This window comes from Mesorhizobium sp. M1307 (assembly GCF_040318155.1).
GTDB lineage: Bacteria > Pseudomonadota > Alphaproteobacteria > Rhizobiales > Rhizobiaceae > Mesorhizobium.
The window spans coordinates 72,673-91,047 of sequence record NZ_JAMYLR010000024.1; the positions used below are offsets into that span (position 1 = coordinate 72,673).

Genomic DNA, 18,375 nt, shown 5'->3' on the forward strand with positions numbered 1-18,375 from the left:
GGAAAATCCAGCCCGATGGCGCCGAAGGGTGAACAGATTCAGTTTGAACTAAAAGATTTGCCGTAAACCTTATCGGGAACGTTTGCTTTGCAGTTACCTGGTCTGTGTTATTTAGAGTACCATCATGTTGCAGCGCCTCATATCCGATCGAAAAATACATGTCCTGGTCGCGACGCCCTCGGGCGTTTCGGGGCAGGGCGGCATCGACCGCATCATGGGGGCGCTGAAGCAGGAGTTCGAACGGCAAGAAATCGCCGACATCGATGTGTGCTTCCTTGCCAGTCGTGGCCCGGGGCATGTCGGACTTTCGATCTTCTATATGCTCGGTTTTTGCTTACGGATGCTTAAAGCGCGTCTGGCTGGACGCGCCGATGTCATTCATATCAACATCTCAGTTTCCGGCAGCACCTACCGCAAGATGGTGATCGCCGCCTGCGCACGGCTGCTGTCGATACCCTATGTCCTGCATTTGCACGGGGCGCAGTATCAGACATTCTGGAAAGCCGACCGCGGTTTCATAAGCCGCCATATCAAAGCTCTGTTCGAGCATGCCGATCGGGTGATCGTTTTGGGCAGGCTTTGGCGCGATTTCGTCGCCAGCCGGGCGCCGGGCGCAGCCGGCAATATCGTGATCGTGCCCAATGCGACCGAAGTCCCGTCGCTGGCGCATGTCGGCGGCGGCGACCATGTGCATATCCTGTTCCTGGGCCGCATCGGCGACCGCAAGGGCGTACCGCAATTGCTCGAGGCACTGCACCGCATGAGCCCTGTCAAGAATTGGCGCGCCACGATTGCCGGCGATGGCGAAGTCGAGGCGGCACGGGCAAAATCGGCCGCGCTGGGGATTGCAGACCGGATCGCCTTTCCGGGTTGGGTGGGACCGGACGATGTCGCATCGCTGATTTCTTCGGCCGATATTCTGGTTCTTCCATCCTTCGCCGAAAATCTGCCGATGTCGGTGATCGAAGGCATGGCAGCCGGTTTGGCGGTGGTGGCGACCCCGGTTGGCGCCGTCGAAGACATAATCACCGACGGGCAATCCGGGCTGCTGGTGCCGCCAGGCGATGTTACAGCGTTGACCGAGGCGCTGAGCCGCCTCGTGGAGAACCCGGCACTGCGGGCAAAGCTTGGTGCCGGTGCCATGGCCGTGCATCGGGAACGGCTTGAGCTCGCCCCGTTTGTAGGCGCAATCTGCGATGTCTGGCGGTCGGCCGCGTCAAGCCGTCAACCGGTCAAGCGCTGAGGCCGACGATCGCGGCGGCGCGTCGAGCCTGAATTCGCGGTGGAATATCTCCAAATTCAACAGCGCCCATATCAGCTTTTCGTGGTCGGCGGCGCGCGTGGTGTGTTCGGAGACGATTTTATCAAGCTGTTTCGGGCTCAAATAGCTGCGGATGACGGAGTGAGGCGAGCAAAGATGGTCATGCACGTAGTTCCTCATCGATCCGCGAAACCATTCGGCGACCGGTACCTTGAACCCGACCTTGCGGCGGCGGAGAATTTCCTCCGGGAGGATATTGGCCATGCTGTCGCGCAGGATCTGCTTGCTGTGCAACCAACCCAGCCTGTGGCGATCGGGCAATTTGCTGACGAATGAAACCAGGTCTCGATCGAGGAACGGCATTCTTCCTTCGATTGAACCGGCCATCATCATGTGGTCGCCTCGTTCCAGGAGATTGTCAGGCAGCCACGATGTCTGATCGAAAAACAGCACGCGGCGAAGATGGGAAGCCGCAGCGCTTGACGAGAACGGAAAGTCGTTGCGCTCATAACGGCGATTTGCGGACGCGCCGATCAGGCAAGCGCGCTGCTGCGCCGAAACGGCTCCAAACCAGGAGACCATCCGGGCGGCAAAGTCCCTTTCGCCCGCGGTGCGGGCAAACGTATCGACCTTGGCCGACGCGCCCGGCATGGCGCGTACCAAAGGGGAAAGGACGTTATCGTGCAGCGAGGCTGGAACAAGCGACTGGTAGATCCCGGCCAGTGATTCCGCGCGATGCTTGGGATAGCCGCCGAGAATCTCGTCGGCTCCTTCTCCGGTGAGCACCATCTTGACGTCCTGCGAGGCGCGCTCCGACATCAGGTAAATTGGAATATCGCTGCTTTGCGAAACAGGTCCCCCGCGTTGGCGAACCATCGCGGGCAGGTGATCCATCAGATCGCCTGGCTGGATGACAAGTTCGCAATGATCGGTCTTGAAATGATCGGCAACGCGCCGGGCGAATCCAAGTTCGCTATAGGCTGCGTCGTCGAACCCGACGGAAAACGTGCGAATGGGCGTGGCGCTATGCCTGGCCATCAGGGCGACGATAGCCGAGGAGTCGAGTCCTCCGGAGAGAAAGGCCCCAAAAGGTGCATCGCTGCGCATCCTGATCTCGACGGAATGGTCGAGCAGTTCCAGAAATCGCTTCTTGGCGGTTTTTCCGTCGATCCGCTCGGTCAGGGCCGCCTGATCCGGAGGCGTATAGTAGCGCGTTTCCTTGACCACCCCTTGCGACCAGACAGCATAGCTTCCGGGATTGAGCTTGCGGATCTGTTTAAAAAGCGTGCGTGGTCCCGGCACATAACGCCAGTTCAGATACTCGTCCACCGCATCCAGATCGAGTTGCTGCGCATCTTGCTGCGCCGACAACAATGCGTTGATCTCCGAGGCAAACAGCAGCAATCTTTCGCTTTGCATGAGATAAAGCGGCTTTTCCCCGAAGGAATCCCGGCCGAGGATCAATTCCTGCCTCTGAGCATCCCAGAGTGCAAAGGCGAACATGCCGCTCAGCCGGTCGAACATGGACAAGTGCCACTGATCGTAGGCTCGGAGCAGCACCTCGGTGTCGGAGCGCGTTCGAAAATGATGGCCAAGGCCGATCAGTTCCTGGCGCAACTCGATGTAGTTATATATCTCTCCGTTGAAAATTATTTTGAGACGGCCGTCCTCAATCTGCATCGGCTGATTTGACTCAGGCGCCAAGTCAATGATCGCCAGGCGGCGATGGACCAATGCCAATTGCTGTTCGCCGGTATTCAGGTCCAATATCTCGGTGCCTTCGGCATCGGGACCGCGATGCCGCAATGCGTTTGACATTCTGGCGGCCCGCTCTTGTGGATTTTTAGCCCTTCGACCGATCCATCCGGCAATTCCACACATTGTTCCCCCTAGGCGCGCGCATTCCTCACTTCAGTACAACAAATGTGTTAAACACTTCGTGCCAATACAACCCAACCGGGAGAAAGCTGCCACGGGCCGTTCCTCGATCGAGCCTGGCGGTCAGGGGTTGCCACCGGTTGTTCGCTGGTGAGGGCGAGTGACGGCACCTATGGCAGGCCCAATGCCTGCAGCATCTCCGGGTCGGGAACCGGGGGACCATCGGGCGGGATGAGGCTCATCCCATAGGGATTGGAGAACTCCCAGACAGACCATGGGATCGCGAAGCGTTCGGCCTCTCGGCGCACTGCCTTGAGATAGCGCGAACGGTCGGCCTCAAAGGCGCCCATGCGGCCGTCCGCGGACATGAGGATAGCGCCGAATTCGCCCATGAAGAGCCGCCGGCTGGGAATGCCATGGCCTTCAGCCCAGTCGACAGCCTGGCGAAAGCTCGCCTCCAGTTGGCTCTGGCCCGAGTTCTGCTCGAAATAGTTCGCGATTGCTTGGCGCGCGGTGGCCATGTTCATGACCTGCTCGACCCTGCTCAAGCCGGCAGCTTCCATCCGCGCTCTAAGGGTTTCGGTCACCACTTCGGGTGTACTGCTGTCGGCCGGCCAGGGAAGTCCCGAAGCAAAGCTGATCGTGTCATCGGGCCGCTGGTGGGTGAAGCTGTGCGGCTCATACATATGGAAGCTGTAATAGAGGTTTGGGTCATCAAAGCTGGGGCTGAGGTTGACCAATCCGGCAATGCTGCCGCCGCAGGCGCCGGTTGCAACGATGGTAAGTTCGCTGCTGACCGCTCGAATGTCGTGGACGGTCCCTGCCATGATCCGCTGCCAGTGATCGCTGCCGCTCGCATCGCAAGGGTAGTATGCGGGCTCGTTGTAAGGTTCGAGGGCGACTTTGTCGGTGCCTATCTTGACCAGCATGACGGCGACCGCCACAACCATTTGACGATAGCGGGCAACGCCCTCGCTGTCGGCGCCGCCATAGATCATCTCCATGCTGTAGTCGGGAACCTGAGTGACGCCATGCAGGTCGAAAACCACCTTGAGGCCGGTCGACGTGATCCGCTCGACGGCGGCGGCAAGTATGTCCAGCGCCTGCTGCCGCTTGGCGTCCCCGCTGGCAAGCAGCGGGCCGGGATCGACGCTCAGCCGGACGAAGTCGAAGCCCATCGATCGGATGTGGGCAAACACCTCCCCGGCCGGCCAGTCGGTGAGCGGCCTGCTTTCCGCAAGCCACTCCTTTTCGCTGCGATAGGGCGGCCAAACGTAGGTTCCGTCTTTCGCCACCGGCGACCAGTTGAGCCACTGATGCACGCCAACGCCGCGCTTGAGAGGGATGGGCTCTGCCTCGGCCGCCACAAGCAAGGCGAGCACCCAGGCAACAACATACACCGCTTTTCGCATCGCTCCCTCCGCATGCTCGCGGGAGATATTAACCGCAACGAACGGGAAAGAAGATTGCCGGCCCGCAGCTTTTCGACGGCATGGTATACAAGGACCGAAACGTTGACGGGGCGTGCATGAGAATCGGCTGGTACATCAACCGATTGCGCAGCATGGGACCGGCCGAGGTGTTGCACCGGCTGGGCGAGCAACGTCGAAGGATCGCGTCGCGCCGCCGCGATGATGGGTGGGAGCGCTATCCATCGCCGCAGTTGCACCCAGTGCTGCCCGGATTTCGCCATGCTGCGCTGGCAGCGACCGACGCTCAACGGCAGGCCATAGCGGCGGCCGCGCAAGAGGCACTTCATGGCCGGTTTTCGGCACTCGGGCGGACATGGCCAAAGCGTGAGCCCGATCTTTTGTTTCCTGCTGAGCTTTGGCGTCTTGATCCGGTAACCGGCAGGCTTTGGCCTGGCGCCGAGGCTCATACTTTCGATATCGATTTTCGCGATGGCGGCGACCTTGGCGATATAAAATGTGTCTGGGAGGTCAACCGGCTGCAGCAATTGCCAGTACTGGCTGCACACCTGCTCCTCAGCGAGGACAATCGATCCCGGAGTGCCATTGAGGCGGCAATCGGCAGTTGGCATTCCGCCAATCCGCCGTTCCGAGGCATTGGCTGGGCTTCCGGCATCGAAGTAGCGCTGCGAGCCATCAGCGTGATCGTCACCCTGGACCTTATCGGTGACCGGCTTGACCCGGCGACGCTGCGGAAAGCTGGTGAGATACTCGCGGCAAGCGCCTATTGGCTGCCGCGGTTTCCGTCGCGATATTCCTCCGCCAACAACCATCTCGTCGCAGAGTTGGCTGGCGAATATCTGGTTGGCCTGGCGCTCGGGGCCGAATCCGAAATTGCCCGCAGCGCCCTCTTAAATGAGACGCACAAGCAGATTCTTGCCGACGGCGCCGGTGCCGAGCAAACGCCGACCTATGCAGCCTTCAGCGCCGAACTCATCTTGCTGTGCGCCACCGCGGCGCGCCAGGCGGGAACGCCGTTTCCCTCGGCCGTCGAAGCGCGTCTGGGCGCCTTCGCCAATTTCGTCGGCTGGCTGCCACAGAAAGCCGCCCGCTTCGGCGACGACGATGAGGGCCATGTGCTGAAGCTGGGCGACGAGCCGAACTATATCCGATCCGTCGCGGCCGCCATCCACGGCTTACTGGGGACGCCGGGCAACGCGCCGGAGCCTGACGATTTTCGTTCGCTTTTCTTTGGTGCACCGTCAGGCCCGGCGCCCGCGGTGCATGGCTTGCAGACATTCACGCAAGGCGGGCTCTCCGTCTGGCGCGGAGCAATGAATGGCCGCAATGTCGAACTGACGTTCGACCATGGACCGCTCGGCTATCTCTCGATAGCGGCGCACGGCCATGCCGACGCGCTGTCGCTCACCCTGTGCATCGACGGTGAGCCGGTGCTGGTCGATCCCGGCACCTGGCTCTACGGTTCGGGAGGCGCATGGCGCGACTGGTTCCGCTCCACACCGGCACACAACACGCTCAACATCGAGGGCGAGAGCCAAAGCACCATCGCTGGAAATTTCAACTGGTCGCACAAGGCAGTCGCAGCGCTGGTGGAGAGCGAGCCGGGACCGCACTGGAGGCTGAGCGCCCGGCATGACGGCTATAGAAGCCGCTTCGGCGTCGTGCATCAGCGCACTTTGGCGCGCCAGGCCGATGGCATCCTCATCACCGACCAACTGCTCGGCGGCAGGCGCCAGTCCGAGATCGTCTTCCAACTGGCCGCCGGCCTCCATGCCGACCGGCACGAAGATACGGTCACGGTATTGCGCGGCGACGAGGTACTGTTGGCCATCCGCTTTCCTGATGCTGCTCTCGATATCGGCGCCGGCGGTGACATGCCGGGCCAAGGCGGTTGGGTTTCACTGCGTTTTGGCAGCAGGCAGCAAGCCGAACGCCTCGCCTGGCACGGTGAAGTGGGCGAAGCCGGGATCGATATCCATCTTGCCCCAATTCACCCGCCGCAACAGCAAAAACCGGTGCCAACGTAGAGTTGCCGGGCGAGTTCCAGCCGTATTCGACATTAATTACGTTTGGACATTTAGCGGTTTCGTTACCGTTGATCTGCTAGTCTCGCACCATCCAGCCTGCTTTGCCCGCTGCGCCCGCAACAGCCACTGGTTGCAGGCGGCGTAGCGAGTTTGGCGGGAATTTTGTGCTTTGCTATTCGCCAGATCGCCTTCTTACGACCCCAGACTGCCTTCTTACGACCAGGAGCCGCTGCATTAATGTTTTCCGAATTTGCCAGAGCGATTGTGGAAAAGCTTTCGAACGTCAATCTGACCACGCTCGGCCTGCTTCTCCTCACCGCACTGGGCAGCGCGGTGATCGCCTACTGGCGAACTGCCGAACATAAGTCCCTCAGGGACTTTTTCGACTTCGCCTTCCCACAGGAAGTCATCCTGCACCCGTCGGCGCGAGCCGACGCCCTGTTCTGGATCACGAAACGGGCGATGATGCCTTTCCTGCTTATTCCTGCCGGCGTCACCTTCGTCGTCGCGGTGGGCTATGGCACACGCGAGGCAATTGGCTGGCTCCTTAACATCCACGCGCCGCTTCTCGGCGGCCCGGCGGGACCGGTGACGATCGTCATCTTCACCGCAACCATGCTGGTCGCCTATGATATTTCATACTACCTCTACCACGTCGCCCAGCACCGTTTCCCGTTCCTGTGGGAATTGCACAAGGTACATCATTCGGCCGAGGTGATGGTGGGGATCACCAAGGACCGGGTTCATCCGCTGGACGATCTGATGAACCGTATGTGGGATGGCGTCATCCCGGGCATCTGCTTCGGGATCTGGAGCCTGATCGCACTCGATCCGGTAGAGGTCGCTATCTTCGGCATCAACGTCTACGTCATCCGCAACATCCTGATGATGGACTTTGTTCGCCATACGCATCTCAAGATATCGTTCGGCCCGTTGAACAACATCATCCTGTGTCCGCACTGGCACCAGGTGCATCACAGCATCGACCCTCGTCATTATGACAAGAATTTCGGCCTGCTTTTTTCGTTCTGGGATCGTCTGTTCGGAACGCAATTTGTCCCGGAGCCGGATGAAGACCTGAAATTTGGCCTGGTCGATCGCGATGTGCGCGATTACCAGTCGCTCTTTGGGCTCTACATCCTGCCGCTCAAGAAGATGGCAAGGCATGTCATGCGACTGTTTCACAGACGGCCCAATGTGGTCGCGCAGCCACAGGACAGTTCTCCTTCATGAACACCGCTGTTTCCATCGACGTCCTAGGCGCGGAGCGCCTGGAAATCGTCCGTTCGGCGGATCGCCTGGTTGCGGTCGAAGCCGCTTGGATGGAGCTTTGGCATCGTACCGACGGGCTGATCTTTCAAAGCCATGCCTGGATTTCGGCATGGTGGAGTACCGTACAACGCCGTGACCAGCGCGCGTTGCGGATCGGCCTGGTCTGGAAGGGCGAGAGACTCGTTGCTGTCGTTCCGCTGGCGATCGGCAGGCGCAGGGGGCTGCGGTTTCTCGAATGGGCGGCCGGCAGCTATACCGACTATGGGGATATTCTCGTTGCTCCGGAATGCTCGATATCGGCGCTGCAGGAGCTATGGGCCCAACTGTGCGACGCCGGCGGCTTCGACCTTGCCTTGATCAATCGTCTCTCACCGGATGCGGCGGCCCGCAAAATTTTCACGCCGGGAGCTTCCGGCGGCATCAGGCTTCGTCCGTTTCACCGAACGGAAGTCAGCTATCGCGTTGCCGGACAATGGGAAAGCGGAGCGGCATGGTTCGCGGGCCAGTCGAAAAAGACGCGCCAGAACTATCGGCGCGGCATCAAAGCGCTGGAAGAAACCGGAGAGGTGAGATTTCGCCTGCTTGCCCCCGACGAGCCGCTGCAACCGGTACTGGAGCGCCTCGCGGCCTTGAAGCGGAAATGGCTGACCGAGCGCATGCGTGAGTCAGACCTGTTCGAAGAGGGCGTGCCGGTACTCGCCGCGCTCGTCGATGCGTTGGCGCGCGCCGGCGTGCTGCATATCTTCGTCCTCGAATGCAATGGCGTGATGGTCGCGGTGTCGATCAATTTCGTCCAGCACGACGTGATGATGGCCTTCGTGACGACGTTCGATCCGGATTTCGGCCGGGCGTCGCCGGGTGTGATCCTGTTGATGGATTACGTGCAGTGGTCGATCGATCACGGTTTGAGCATGGTCGATTTCCTCTGTGGCGCAGAGTCGTTCAAACACAAATTCTCAACGCAGGCGGTTACGCTGGAATCCGTCATCGGGACGCGCACGGCACAGGGCGCGCTTGCATTTCTTGCCGATCGTGTCCTCCAGACGGTCAGGCATATGCGCGAGCGGTCATCGGCACCACCAGAGGGACGCGATGCGCCCGCTCAAGCCGAAGCAGCCTTGGACTAAAGCGCGTCGCGTTCGATCGGCCTCATGCAACGCGCTTTAGATTCTTGTTTTATACATGTCGTTATCGCAAAACCGCTGCACACTTTTGCGCGACATGCTTTAGAACGGTTCATCGTTTCACGGAAACGGCCCGCTCGCAAAAAGCTCAAATGAAGCGCGGTATCGGACCGTTTTGCGGCGTGGTGCGGTCGCCGAGGTCGAGGAAGATTTCGTCGATGTAGCACCATCCCCAACCTTCCGGCGGATCGTAGCCTTCGATGACAGGATGGCCGGTTGCCCGAAAATGCTTGGTGGCATGACGGTTGGGCGAGTCGTCGCAGCAGCCGACATGGCCGCATGTGCGGCAGAGCCGCAGATGCACCCACTGCGAACCGCTCTTCAGGCATTCCTCGCAGCCGAGCGCGCTCGGTGTCACGTCGCGAATGTCCCCGGCGTGCCTGCATTCGTCTGCCATCATACGCTCCTGACCAGTTGTGGCGCCACGGCGAGACTGCCGTTTCGCGCGAGATATGCATGCAGCGCTGCAACCACCTGGGCGCCTTCGCCGACGGCAGCGGCGACGCGCTTGATCGAGCCGGAGCGCACGTCGCCGATGGCGAACACCCCGCCGCGGTTCGTCTCCAGCGCACCACGTTCCTGGCCAATGTCAGGCCCGGTGCGAACGAAGCCCTTCGCGTCCAACGCCACGCCGCATTGCGCCAGCCAGTCGGTGTTCGGATCGGCGCCGATGAACAGGAAGAGGTGGCGGATCGGACGTGCTGTCTCGGTGTCGCGGTTGCGCCAGCGCACTTTGCCAAGATTGCCGTCGTCGCCTTCCAGTGCCGCAATCTGCGTCTCAGCCAGCACTTCGATGTTCGGCTGTGCCCTGACGCGCTCCACCAGATAGCGCGACATGCTCGCATCGAGGCTGCTGCCGCGCGCCAGCAGCCATACCTTCTTCACATGCGCCGCCAGGTAGACGGCAGCCTGACCAGCCGAATTGCCGGCGCCGACCAGGGCTACCTCTTGCCCGGCGCAAAGCCGCGCTTCGATCGGCGAAGCCCAGTAATGCACGGAGGTTCCCTCGAATTGCGCCAGGTTTGCCATGTCGAGGCGGCGATAGCGCGCTCCGCCGGCGATCACCACCGACCGTGCCCGCACGGTCTCCCCGCCGCCGACGGCGAGCGTGTAGTGGGCACCGGACGTGTCGCTTGCGCTGCCCAGCAGCTTCGCCTCGTCCGGTATCACCATCTCGACGCCGAATTTCTGCGCCTGGTTGTAAGCGCGCGCCATCAGCGCCATTCCCGAAATGCCGGTCGGAAAACCGAGGTAGTTCTCGATGCGCGAGGAGGCACCCGCCTGTCCGCCGAAGGCACGGCAATCGAGCACGATCGTCGACAACCCTTCGGAAGCCGCGTAGACGGCCGCCGCGAGGCCGGCCGGTCCGGCGCCGACAATGGCCACGTCGTACAGCTTGCCGGCGTCGATCGGCCTCACCAGGCCGATGCAGCGGGCAAGCTCGTTCTCTCCAGGATTGAGCAGCAGCTTGCCGTTCGGACAGAGCACGATCGGCAAATGGTGGATATCGACATGGAAGCGTTCGATCAGGGTCCTGGCGCAGGGATCGGCAGCCGAATCGAGAACGCGATGCGGCTGACCGCTGCGAGCCAGAAAACCTTGCAGCCTCAAAACGTCGCCGCTGTCGACCGGTCCGACAATGATCGGGCCGGCTGTGCCGCTCTCGAGCAGGCCGACACGGCGCAGGATCAGCGCCCGCATGATGCGCTCGCCGAGGTTTGCTTCCTGCACCATCAGGTCCCGCAGCCTTTGCGAGGGGATGACGAGCGCCTCGACCGGCTCGACCGCCTCCACATCCACCAGCGAGGGTCGGGCTGAAAGCTGCGCCAACTCGCCGACGAAATTGCCTGCACCGTGCGTGACGATGGTTTCGCGCCGGCCGAAGCTGCCGCCCTGGATGATATCCACCTTGCCGGACAGGACCACGATCAAACCGGGCGCCAGCTCGCCGGCTTTGACGATCTGTTCGCCTGCAGCATAGGACACGGCTTCGCCGAAACGGCCCATGCGGTCCAGGTCCGCCTCAGCCAGCACTGGAAACATCTGATCGCGACGGGCAATGGAGATCGGATTGGCGGGTTGGGACATGGTTCGAACCTATCGCCGGTTTCCGACAGTTTGAAGCGGTTTTTGCGGCTTGCGGCCGGTAGGAAGCTAGCCCGCCTGTCGGTAAACGCTGTGCCCTTCGCTTCGCAGTTAACTGACGGCGGCCGTGCGACGGTGTCGTCGCGACGTGCCTCACAATCCGTTGCATCTCCTTGATTTGTTTGATTTGCGCAGCCCGGCAAACCCGGCGCATGCTGCTTCAGCCGGCACCTGCCTAAGCCGGCCAGGCCCGGCGGGCCGTCCTGTGTCAAACTCTCGGCCGCCGGGCTTCTGGACAGCAGAAAACGGCCTGTCCGAGCACTCCGCAAACTGCCCTGCGGCCTGTTGTTCGGCGGGTGCTCAGGCAGCTACCTGAAGCACAATCTTGCCGCGCGTGTGCTGCTTCTCGAGCTGTTCCTCGGCCCTGGCGACTTCCTCAAGAGGATAGATTGTCTGCACGAATGGCCTGACCTTCCCGGCGTCGATGAGGCGGCTGATCTCGGCAAGCTGCGCCGCGTTCGGCTTGGTCAAATAGGAAACGCCGCGAGCCCGATGCAGGCGGGCCTTCTCCGCCGACGGTTCGGAAAGCGTTGAGACGAGCGTCCCGCCGGGCTTGAGCACGTCCCACGAGCGGTCCTGTGTTTCACCCGCTACCAGGTCGAAGACGAGGTCGACGTCCTCGACAAGCTCCTCGAAGCGCTGGTTCTTGTAATCGACCGCCTGGTCGGCGCCAAGCGCGCGGACGAAATCGAAATCCTGCGCGGACACGGTCGTCGCGACAAACGCGCCCGCGGCCTTTGCGAACTGCACCGCCAGATGACCGACGCCGCCGGCGCCGCCATGGATAAGGACCCGCTGCCCGGATTTGAGGCCGCCGTGATCGAAAAGGCCTTGCCACGCGGTAAGGCCCGCAAGTGGCACGGCGGCGGCTTCGGCGTGGCTTAAGCGTTGCGGCTTCGCCGCCGCCTCCGTTGCCTTGACGACGACATATTCGGCGTTGCCGCCGCGGTCGTTGCCGAGCATGGCATATAGCGGATCGCCCTTCTTCAGCGTATGGGCCCGCGTGCCGCACAGTTCCACCACGCCGGATACGTCGCGGCCGAGCGTGACGGGCAGATCCGCGCCCGAAGAGCCCTCGCGAACCTTGTAGTCGACGGGATTGACGCTTGCCGCGTAGACCTTGAGCGTGACCTCGTCGTCATGCGGCTGAGGCAACGGAACCGCGTCCAGCGAAAGAACCTCCGGTCCACCAAAATCGTGGATACGGACGGCCTTCATCGTAATCATGGCTTGCTCCTCGTCGGGTTGCAGTCCAGTTCGCTCTGAACAGTTTCGCCGGCAGGCCGGCGTCTATCCAGCCGGCGGTTCGGTCGTAGCAAAGGCCGGCCGGTGGTGCGCCGTCAGTGTATCGTTTGCGAATGCTCGCCGCCGGGTTGCGAGATGCCGCTCAGCGCTTCACCTGCTGTCGCCGTCTCGCTGTTGGTGGCGAGGTCGCCCAGCGAAACGATGCCGACCAGGCGCTTGTCGCGGTTCAGCACCGGCAAGCGGCGCACTTTCAGGTCAGCCATGTTGCGCAGAACATCCTCCGCGTCTTCGTCTTCGAAGCAATACCTGACCTCGGTGCTCATCACTTCCCGTACCTTGGCGTCAGGTGTCTTGCCTTGGGCGACGCCGCGGATTGCGATGTCGCGATCGGTTACCATGCCGACAAGCCGATCGTTCTCGCCCACCGGCATTGCGCCGGCGTCGAGGCGACCCATCATTTCTGCCGCATCGCGCAGGGTTTGCTGCGGACTGGCGATCTCGACGTCCTTTGTCATGCAGTTGCCAACTTTCATTTTAACCTCCCTTGGTTGCAGGGCCCGCCGCCGGTTCCATGATGGAAGGGTGAATGAGCGCCAGCGCAAAACGTTCCATGGCAAGACCCGTTTCGAGCGCTTCGCCGAAATCACCCTTGCCATCCTCCACCCGACCGCCCTTCAGGCGGTCGGCCCGGGAAAGGTCGGTTCCGAAGGAATTTCGGAAGGCGTGCCGGGAGGAACTCCGATCGGCTCCTGGTCCGGCGTCGGAATTGGATCCGGCGAGGGCGGGGGTACGCCTGGAGGTTCTCCCGGCGGAGTCTCCGGCGGGGCAGGCGGCCGGGCCGGCTCCGGATTGGGATTGTCCGGCAGTGGATTCGGGTTGTTCGGATCGGGGTTGTTCATCGATCACTCCCCTAACATTTGTGGCCTGATCTCCGCCGGAGCGGGGGTGCGGGAGCGGCGAGCAGGCTCTCTTGTCCTAAACCGAGGGGAAGCAAAAGCGTTCCCGCACCCGATGCCAAGCGCGGTGCAATCTATCGGGCTATCGGGCGGTTCCAAGGCTGGCATACATCCCGTTGGTGCGGAACTGCGTCGGGTTGATGCCGTAGAGGCGGCGGAAGACCTTCGAAAAATAATTGGCATCCTCAAAGCCGCACATGATGGCGACTTCCTTGACCGGCAGGAAATCGGCCTTCGTCAGCAACTTCGCCGCGCGCTGCAGTCGCTGCTGCAGCACGAATTCGGCGGGCGGAAGACCTTCACTCTCGGCGAAGCAGCGCGAGAAATGCGCGCGGCTCAGGCCGCTGATCTCAGCGAGATCGGCAACGCGGAGCGGCCTGTCGAGATTGGCCCTGATGTGATCGATGACCGGCTGCATGGCGCTCTTGTCGTCGGTGGCGGCATGCGAGCCGAAGACATCGTCGTAGAGCGCCATGGCTGCTTCATAGGCGACGGCCGAGGCGGCTCCCGGCGAGACCGCGCCCGTGATCAGGCGCACACTGCAATCAGCCAGATGATCGATCGTCGAGGGCTGCAGCCGCAGCACCGGACCGACGGCGGCAAGGATCGACTTGTGGATGCGCAGTGCCTCCTCGCCGTTCATCGATATCCAGAAGAACTCCCAGCGTTCGCCCTTGGCCAGCCAGTAACGGTGGTTGTGCGGCACGAGAACCAGCAAAGTGTCGCCCTTTTGCAGGCGGTAGTTCCGGTTCTCGTAGCGCAATCGGCCAGTGCCGCTGATGGTATGCTGGAGCACGGTAAACGGCGTCAGGCCGCGCTTGCGCCCATCCCAGTCGTAGACTTCGTTCTCGCGCACTTCATAGCCGGTGCTTGTCGGCATGGTGTGTAGGCGCTGGCGCCCGCGCGGCAGCGATACCGTCCTGCCCGCCGGCCCGATGTCGATCAAGTTCCGCAGCACAAAATTACCCCTAAAAGCATAATCCTTCTCTGGTCGCGTGCCGAATAAGGCGCATAATCCCTCGAGAAAAGCAAAAGAAACCGCGGTCAAAGAGCGGATGGGAGGAAGTGCTGGATTCCAGCCTGCATAGCGTGGCAGGCGGGCCAGGCCTCTTTTCGCCGCCTTTGCCCTAGCGTTCGATCAGGTCGAGGTGAGGCTGATGAGTTTCAAGATCGCTATCATCGGTGCGGGAAGCGTCGGGTTCACCAAGAAGCTCTTCACCGACATTTTGTGCGTTCCTGAATTCAGGGATGTCGAATTCGCATTGACCGATCTCAGCGAGCGCAACCTCCAGATGATCAAGTCGATCCTCGACAGGGTCGTCGAATTCAACAGGCTGCCGACCAAGGTTACGGCAACGACAGACCGCCGTGCTGCCCTCGAGGGCGCCCGCTACATCATCAGCTGCGTTCGCGTCGGCGGTCTCGAAGCCTATGCGGACGACATCCGAATTCCCTTGAAGTATGGCATCGACCAGTGCGTCGGCGACACGATCTGCGCCGGCGGCATCCTCTATGGCCAGCGCAACATTCCGGTAATCCTCGATTTCTGCAAGGATATTCTCGAAGTCGCCGAGCCTGGGGCGAAATTCCTGAACTACGCCAATCCGATGGCTATGAACACCTGGGCGGCGATCGAATATGGCAGGGTCGATACCGTCGGCCTCTGCCACGGCGTCCAGCATGGCGCCGACCAGATCGCCGAAGTGCTCGGCGCCAAGTCGCGCACCGAGCTCGACTACGTCTGCTCCGGCATCAATCACCAGACCTGGTTCATCGACCTGCGTCTCAACGGCCGCAAGATCGGTAAGGACGAGCTGGTTGCCGCCTTCGAGGCGCATCCGGTCTATTCGCAGCAGGAAAAGCTGCGCATCGATGTCCTGAAGCGCTTCGGCGTCTATTCGACCGAAAGCAACGGCCATCTTTCCGAATACCTGCCCTGGTATCGCAAGCGGCCGGACGAAATCACCCGCTGGATCGACATGTCCGACTGGATCCACGGCGAGACCGGCGGCTACCTTCGTTATTCGACCGAAACACGCAACTGGTTCGAAACAGAATTCCCGCAATTTCTGGAGTCCGCCGCGAGGCCGATCGACCCCGCCAAGCGCTCCAACGAGCACGCCAGCCACATTCTCGAGGCGCTGGAGACGAACCGCGTTTATCGCGGCCATTTCAACGTCAAGAACAACGGCATCATCACCAACCTGCCGCAGGACGCGATCGTCGAGTCGCCCGGCTTCGTCGACCGCTTCGGCATCAACATGGCCTCTGGCATCACGCTGCCGGAGGCCTGCGCCGCCACTTGCATTTCCTCCATCAACGTCCAGCGCATGTCGGTTCATGCGGCGATCTCCGGCGATATCGACCTGCTGAAGCTCGCGGTCCTGCACGACCCGCTGGTCGGCGCGGTTTCGACGCCGGAAGAGGTTTGGCAAATGGTGGACGAAATGGTCGTCGCCCAGGCTCGCTGGCTGCCGCAATATGCCGATGCGGTGCCGGCCGCGAAGGAACGGCTTTCGAAATCCAGGATCAAGACCCGCGAATGGGCCGGTGCGGCAAGGCGCGACGTCCGTTCGATCGAGGAATTGCGTGCGGAAAAAACGGCTCTCAAGCAGGCCGTCTGAATTTCGCCAGGACGGATCGCGGCGAGCTTTCGGGAGGATTTTCCGCACCCGTCTGTACATTGTTCGAGGAGAAATGGAGCGGCGTCAACGCGCTCCTGAACAACAGGGAGGAGAGACGATGAGGAATTTTCGAAACATTGGCATTCTCGCCGGGCTGGCGCTTAGCGTCTCAGCCTCGGCGCTGAATGCGTATGCATCCGAGCCGACCGTGCCGCCGGTGCCCGCGCAATTTCCCGCCGAGGGAAAGATCAAATACGTCGCGCGCGACTCCATCCTGGAGTTCAAGGCACTTCCGGAATACCACGAACCCGATTGGGTCACCGACAAATACGTCAAGTCAGGCAAGCTGCCGCCGGTCAAGGACCGGCTGCCGAAGGAGCCGCTGGTCTTCAAGACCGGCAATATGCCGGACGGCGCCGGTGTCTACGGCGATACGATGCGTCATGTCATCGGCGGCCGGCCGGAGGGCTGGAACTACGGCGCGGGCCAGACGCAAGGCTGGGGCGGTATCGACATCGGCCTTTCCGAATGCCTGACGCGCACCGCGCCGCTGTTCCAGGTCGAGGCCAAGGACACGGAGCCGCTGCCTAACCTCGCCAGGAGCTGGGACTGGTCCAAGGACGGCCACACGCTGACGATGCATCTGGTCGAGGGCGCGAAATGGTCGGACGGCGTTCCGTTCAACGCCGACGATGTGATGTTCTACTGGGACGACGAGGTGATCGACCCTAATGTGTCGCCGCTGAACGGCGCGACGCAGGAGACCTTCGGCGTCGGCACGACGTTGAAGAAAATCGACGACTACACCGTCGAGTGGACGTTCAAGGACGCCTTTCCGAAACAATACCTTTACGCCATGGCTTACGGCACCTTCTGTCCGGGCCCGTCGCATATCCTCAAGCCGCAGCATCCGAAATATTCGAAGAACACCTACGAGCAGTTCAAGAACGCGTTCCCGCCGGAATATATGAACATGCCGGTGATGGGCGCCTGGGTGCCGGTGGCATACCGCCCCGACGACATCATCGTCATGCGTCGCAATCCGTACTATTGGAAGGTCGACGAGAAGGGCAACCAACTGCCGTATCTCAATGAACTGCACTACAAATTGTCGACCTGGGCCGACCGCGACGTTCAGGCCGTCGCGGGAGCCGGCGACTTCTCCAATCTGGAGCAGCCGGAGAACTTCGTCGCCTCGCTGAAGCGCGCGGCGCAAAAGGACGCACCGGCACGGCTTGCGTTCGGCGCGCGGCTGATCGGCTATAATCTGCGCATGAATTTCTCAGCCAATGGCTGGGGCAACCCCGACGAGCGCGGACAGGCGATACGCGAGCTGAACCGCAACGAGGACTTCCGCAAAGGCGTCACCATGGCGCTCAACCGCAAGGCGCTCGGCGACTCGCTGGTCAAGGGTCCGTTCACTGCCATCTATCCGGGCGGCTTATCCTCGGGCACGAGCTTCTACGACCGGAAGTCGACGGTCTACTACCCCTTCGATCTCGAAGGCGCCAAGGCGGAACTCGCCAAGGCAGGCCTGAAGGACACGGACGGCGACGGCTTCGTCAATTTTCCTGCAGGTACCGCCGGCGGCAAGAATGTCGAGATCGTGATGCTCGTCAACAACGACTACACCACCGACAAGAGCCTTGCCGAAGGTGTAGTCGCCCAGATGGAAAAGCTAGGGCTGCGGATCGTGCTGAACGGACTCAACGGCACCCAGCGCGATGCCTCGCAATACTCCGGCCGCTTCGACTGGCTGGTACGGCGCAACGATCAGGAGCTGACTTCCGTCGTCCAGAATACCGATCAACTGGCCCCGGTCGGTCCACGAACCAGCTGGGACCATCGTGCGCCGGAAAACGGCGAGGTCGATATGTTGCCTTTCGAGAAGGACCTCGTCGACATCGTCAACAAATTTGTCTCGTCCGCGGACAATGACGAGCGCGCCAGCCTGATGAGAGATTTCCAGAAGATCTCGACCGAGCACGTCTACAATGTCGGCCTGACGGAATATCCCGGCGCGCTGATCATCAACAAACGCTTCTCCAACATCCCGCAGGGCACGCCGATCTTCATGTTCAACTGGGCCGAGGATTCGATCGTCCGCGAGCGGGTCTTTGTCGCTGCCGACAAGCAGGCCAAATACGAACTGTTCCCCGAAGAGCTTCCCGGCAAGCCCGGAGACAAGGGCCCGATGAACTAGGTTTACCTCCCCTGACTGAGAACTCCGGGCCCCCCCCGTTGGGGGGGCGGGGCCAACCAAACCACCGAACGAACAAAAAAAGGGCCCGGCCCCCAAAGGGCAGGGCCCCCCCCAGGTTTGGATTATTTGCACCCCCGAAGCCGGGGGGGG

General features: G+C 61.5%; 13 protein-coding genes. 6 read left to right on the forward strand and 7 right to left on the reverse strand.

Features of this window, described 5'->3' with window-relative positions; genetic code table 11:
- Positions 1-124: 124 nt before the first annotated feature.
- The gene (locus NKH16_RS22930; protein WP_352746139.1) at positions 125-1,243 is read left to right on the forward strand and encodes a glycosyltransferase family 4 protein; all 1,119 of its coding nucleotides are present in this window, start codon (positions 125-127) and stop codon (positions 1,241-1,243) included.
- Here NKH16_RS22930 and asnB read toward each other — a convergent pair.
- The gene (asnB, locus tag NKH16_RS22935) at positions 1,217-3,142 is read right to left on the reverse strand and encodes an asparagine synthase (glutamine-hydrolyzing) (RefSeq protein WP_352746137.1); all 1,926 of its coding nucleotides are present in this window, start codon (positions 3,140-3,142) and stop codon (positions 1,217-1,219) included. The genes NKH16_RS22930 and asnB overlap by 27 nt on opposite strands.
- Before the next feature lie 167 nt (positions 3,143-3,309).
- On the reverse strand, positions 3,310-4,551 hold the full coding sequence (locus tag NKH16_RS22940; RefSeq protein ID WP_352746135.1) for a glycoside hydrolase family 5 protein: 1,242 nt from the start codon (positions 4,549-4,551) through the stop codon (positions 3,310-3,312).
- A 116-nt stretch (positions 4,552-4,667) separates the two neighbouring features.
- Between NKH16_RS22940 and NKH16_RS22945 the strand changes: the two genes are divergently transcribed.
- The 3 genes from NKH16_RS22945 to NKH16_RS22955 all read left to right on the forward strand — a co-directional run bounded on the left by NKH16_RS22945 (position 4,668) and on the right by NKH16_RS22955 (position 8,995).
- Positions 4,668-6,596: a heparinase II/III family protein gene (locus tag NKH16_RS22945; protein ID WP_352746132.1), complete on the forward strand. Its 1,929-nt coding sequence runs from the start codon at positions 4,668-4,670 to the stop codon at positions 6,594-6,596.
- 237 nt (positions 6,597-6,833) lie between these two features.
- On the forward strand, positions 6,834-7,829 hold the full coding sequence (locus NKH16_RS22950; RefSeq protein WP_352746130.1) for a sterol desaturase family protein: 996 nt from the start codon (positions 6,834-6,836) through the stop codon (positions 7,827-7,829).
- Positions 7,826-8,995 carry a GNAT family N-acetyltransferase gene (locus tag NKH16_RS22955; protein WP_352746127.1) on the forward strand — a complete coding sequence of 390 codons (1,170 nt, stop codon included), beginning with the start codon at positions 7,826-7,828 and terminating at the stop codon, positions 8,993-8,995. The genes NKH16_RS22950 and NKH16_RS22955 overlap by 4 nt, the downstream gene beginning before the upstream one ends.
- 145 nt (positions 8,996-9,140) lie before the next feature.
- On the opposite strand, the gene NKH16_RS22960 is transcribed toward NKH16_RS22955, so the two are convergent.
- From NKH16_RS22960 to NKH16_RS22980, 5 genes are all read right to left on the reverse strand, one after another.
- Entirely contained in the window at positions 9,141-9,452 is a 312-nt protein-coding gene (locus NKH16_RS22960) for a UBP-type zinc finger domain-containing protein (RefSeq protein WP_036238601.1), read from the reverse strand.
- Positions 9,449-11,140, reverse strand: a complete 1,692-nt coding sequence (locus NKH16_RS22965) for an FAD-dependent oxidoreductase (RefSeq protein ID WP_352746124.1) — start codon at positions 11,138-11,140, stop codon at positions 9,449-9,451. Before NKH16_RS22965 ends, NKH16_RS22960 begins: the two co-directional genes overlap by 4 nt.
- Positions 11,141-11,497: 357 nt before the next feature.
- Positions 11,498-12,424, reverse strand: a complete 927-nt coding sequence (locus NKH16_RS22970; RefSeq protein WP_352746121.1) for an NADP-dependent oxidoreductase — start codon at positions 12,422-12,424, stop codon at positions 11,498-11,500.
- Positions 12,425-12,537: 113 nt separating this feature from the next.
- Positions 12,538-12,975, reverse strand: coding sequence for a CBS domain-containing protein (locus NKH16_RS22975; protein WP_352472517.1), 438 nt, complete (start codon positions 12,973-12,975; stop codon positions 12,538-12,540).
- Between the two features lie 505 nt (positions 12,976-13,480).
- Positions 13,481-14,356 (reverse strand): AraC family ligand binding domain-containing protein, encoded by an 876-nt coding sequence (locus NKH16_RS22980; protein WP_502911731.1) that lies wholly within the window; start codon positions 14,354-14,356, stop codon positions 13,481-13,483.
- Between the two features lie 199 nt (positions 14,357-14,555).
- On the opposite strand from NKH16_RS22980, the gene NKH16_RS22985 reads away from it, so the two are divergent.
- Both NKH16_RS22985 and NKH16_RS22990 read left to right on the forward strand, forming a co-directional pair.
- Positions 14,556-16,022 carry an alpha-glucosidase/alpha-galactosidase gene (locus tag NKH16_RS22985; RefSeq protein ID WP_352449637.1) on the forward strand — a complete coding sequence of 489 codons (1,467 nt, stop codon included), beginning with the start codon at positions 14,556-14,558 and terminating at the stop codon, positions 16,020-16,022.
- A gap of 118 nt (positions 16,023-16,140) precedes the next feature.
- Entirely contained in the window at positions 16,141-18,225 is a 2,085-nt protein-coding gene (locus NKH16_RS22990) for an ABC transporter substrate-binding protein (protein ID WP_352901891.1), read from the forward strand.
- Positions 18,226-18,375 lie beyond the last annotated feature (150 nt).

Excerpts from the sequence above, each read along its gene's own strand:
- NKH16_RS22930 (WP_352746139.1), top strand. The coding sequence starts at position 125 with ATGTTGCAGCGCCTCATATCCGATCGAAAAATACATGTCCTGGTCGCG.
- asnB (WP_352746137.1), bottom strand. The coding sequence starts at position 3,142 with ATGTGTGGAATTGCCGGATGGATCGGTCGAAGGGCTAAAAATCCACAA.
- NKH16_RS22940 (WP_352746135.1), bottom strand. The coding sequence starts at position 4,551 with ATGCGAAAAGCGGTGTATGTTGTTGCCTGGGTGCTCGCCTTGCTTGTG.
- NKH16_RS22945 (WP_352746132.1), top strand. The coding sequence starts at position 4,668 with ATGAGAATCGGCTGGTACATCAACCGATTGCGCAGCATGGGACCGGCC.
- NKH16_RS22950 (WP_352746130.1), top strand. The coding sequence starts at position 6,834 with ATGTTTTCCGAATTTGCCAGAGCGATTGTGGAAAAGCTTTCGAACGTC.
- NKH16_RS22955 (WP_352746127.1), top strand. The coding sequence starts at position 7,826 with ATGAACACCGCTGTTTCCATCGACGTCCTAGGCGCGGAGCGCCTGGAA.
- NKH16_RS22960 (WP_036238601.1), bottom strand. The coding sequence starts at position 9,452 with ATGATGGCAGACGAATGCAGGCACGCCGGGGACATTCGCGACGTGACA.
- NKH16_RS22965 (WP_352746124.1), bottom strand. The coding sequence starts at position 11,140 with ATGTCCCAACCCGCCAATCCGATCTCCATTGCCCGTCGCGATCAGATG.
- NKH16_RS22970 (WP_352746121.1), bottom strand. The coding sequence starts at position 12,424 with ATGATTACGATGAAGGCCGTCCGTATCCACGATTTTGGTGGACCGGAG.
- NKH16_RS22975 (WP_352472517.1), bottom strand. The coding sequence starts at position 12,975 with ATGAAAGTTGGCAACTGCATGACAAAGGACGTCGAGATCGCCAGTCCG.
- NKH16_RS22985 (WP_352449637.1), top strand. The coding sequence starts at position 14,556 with ATGAGTTTCAAGATCGCTATCATCGGTGCGGGAAGCGTCGGGTTCACC.
- NKH16_RS22990 (WP_352901891.1), top strand. The coding sequence starts at position 16,141 with ATGAGGAATTTTCGAAACATTGGCATTCTCGCCGGGCTGGCGCTTAGC.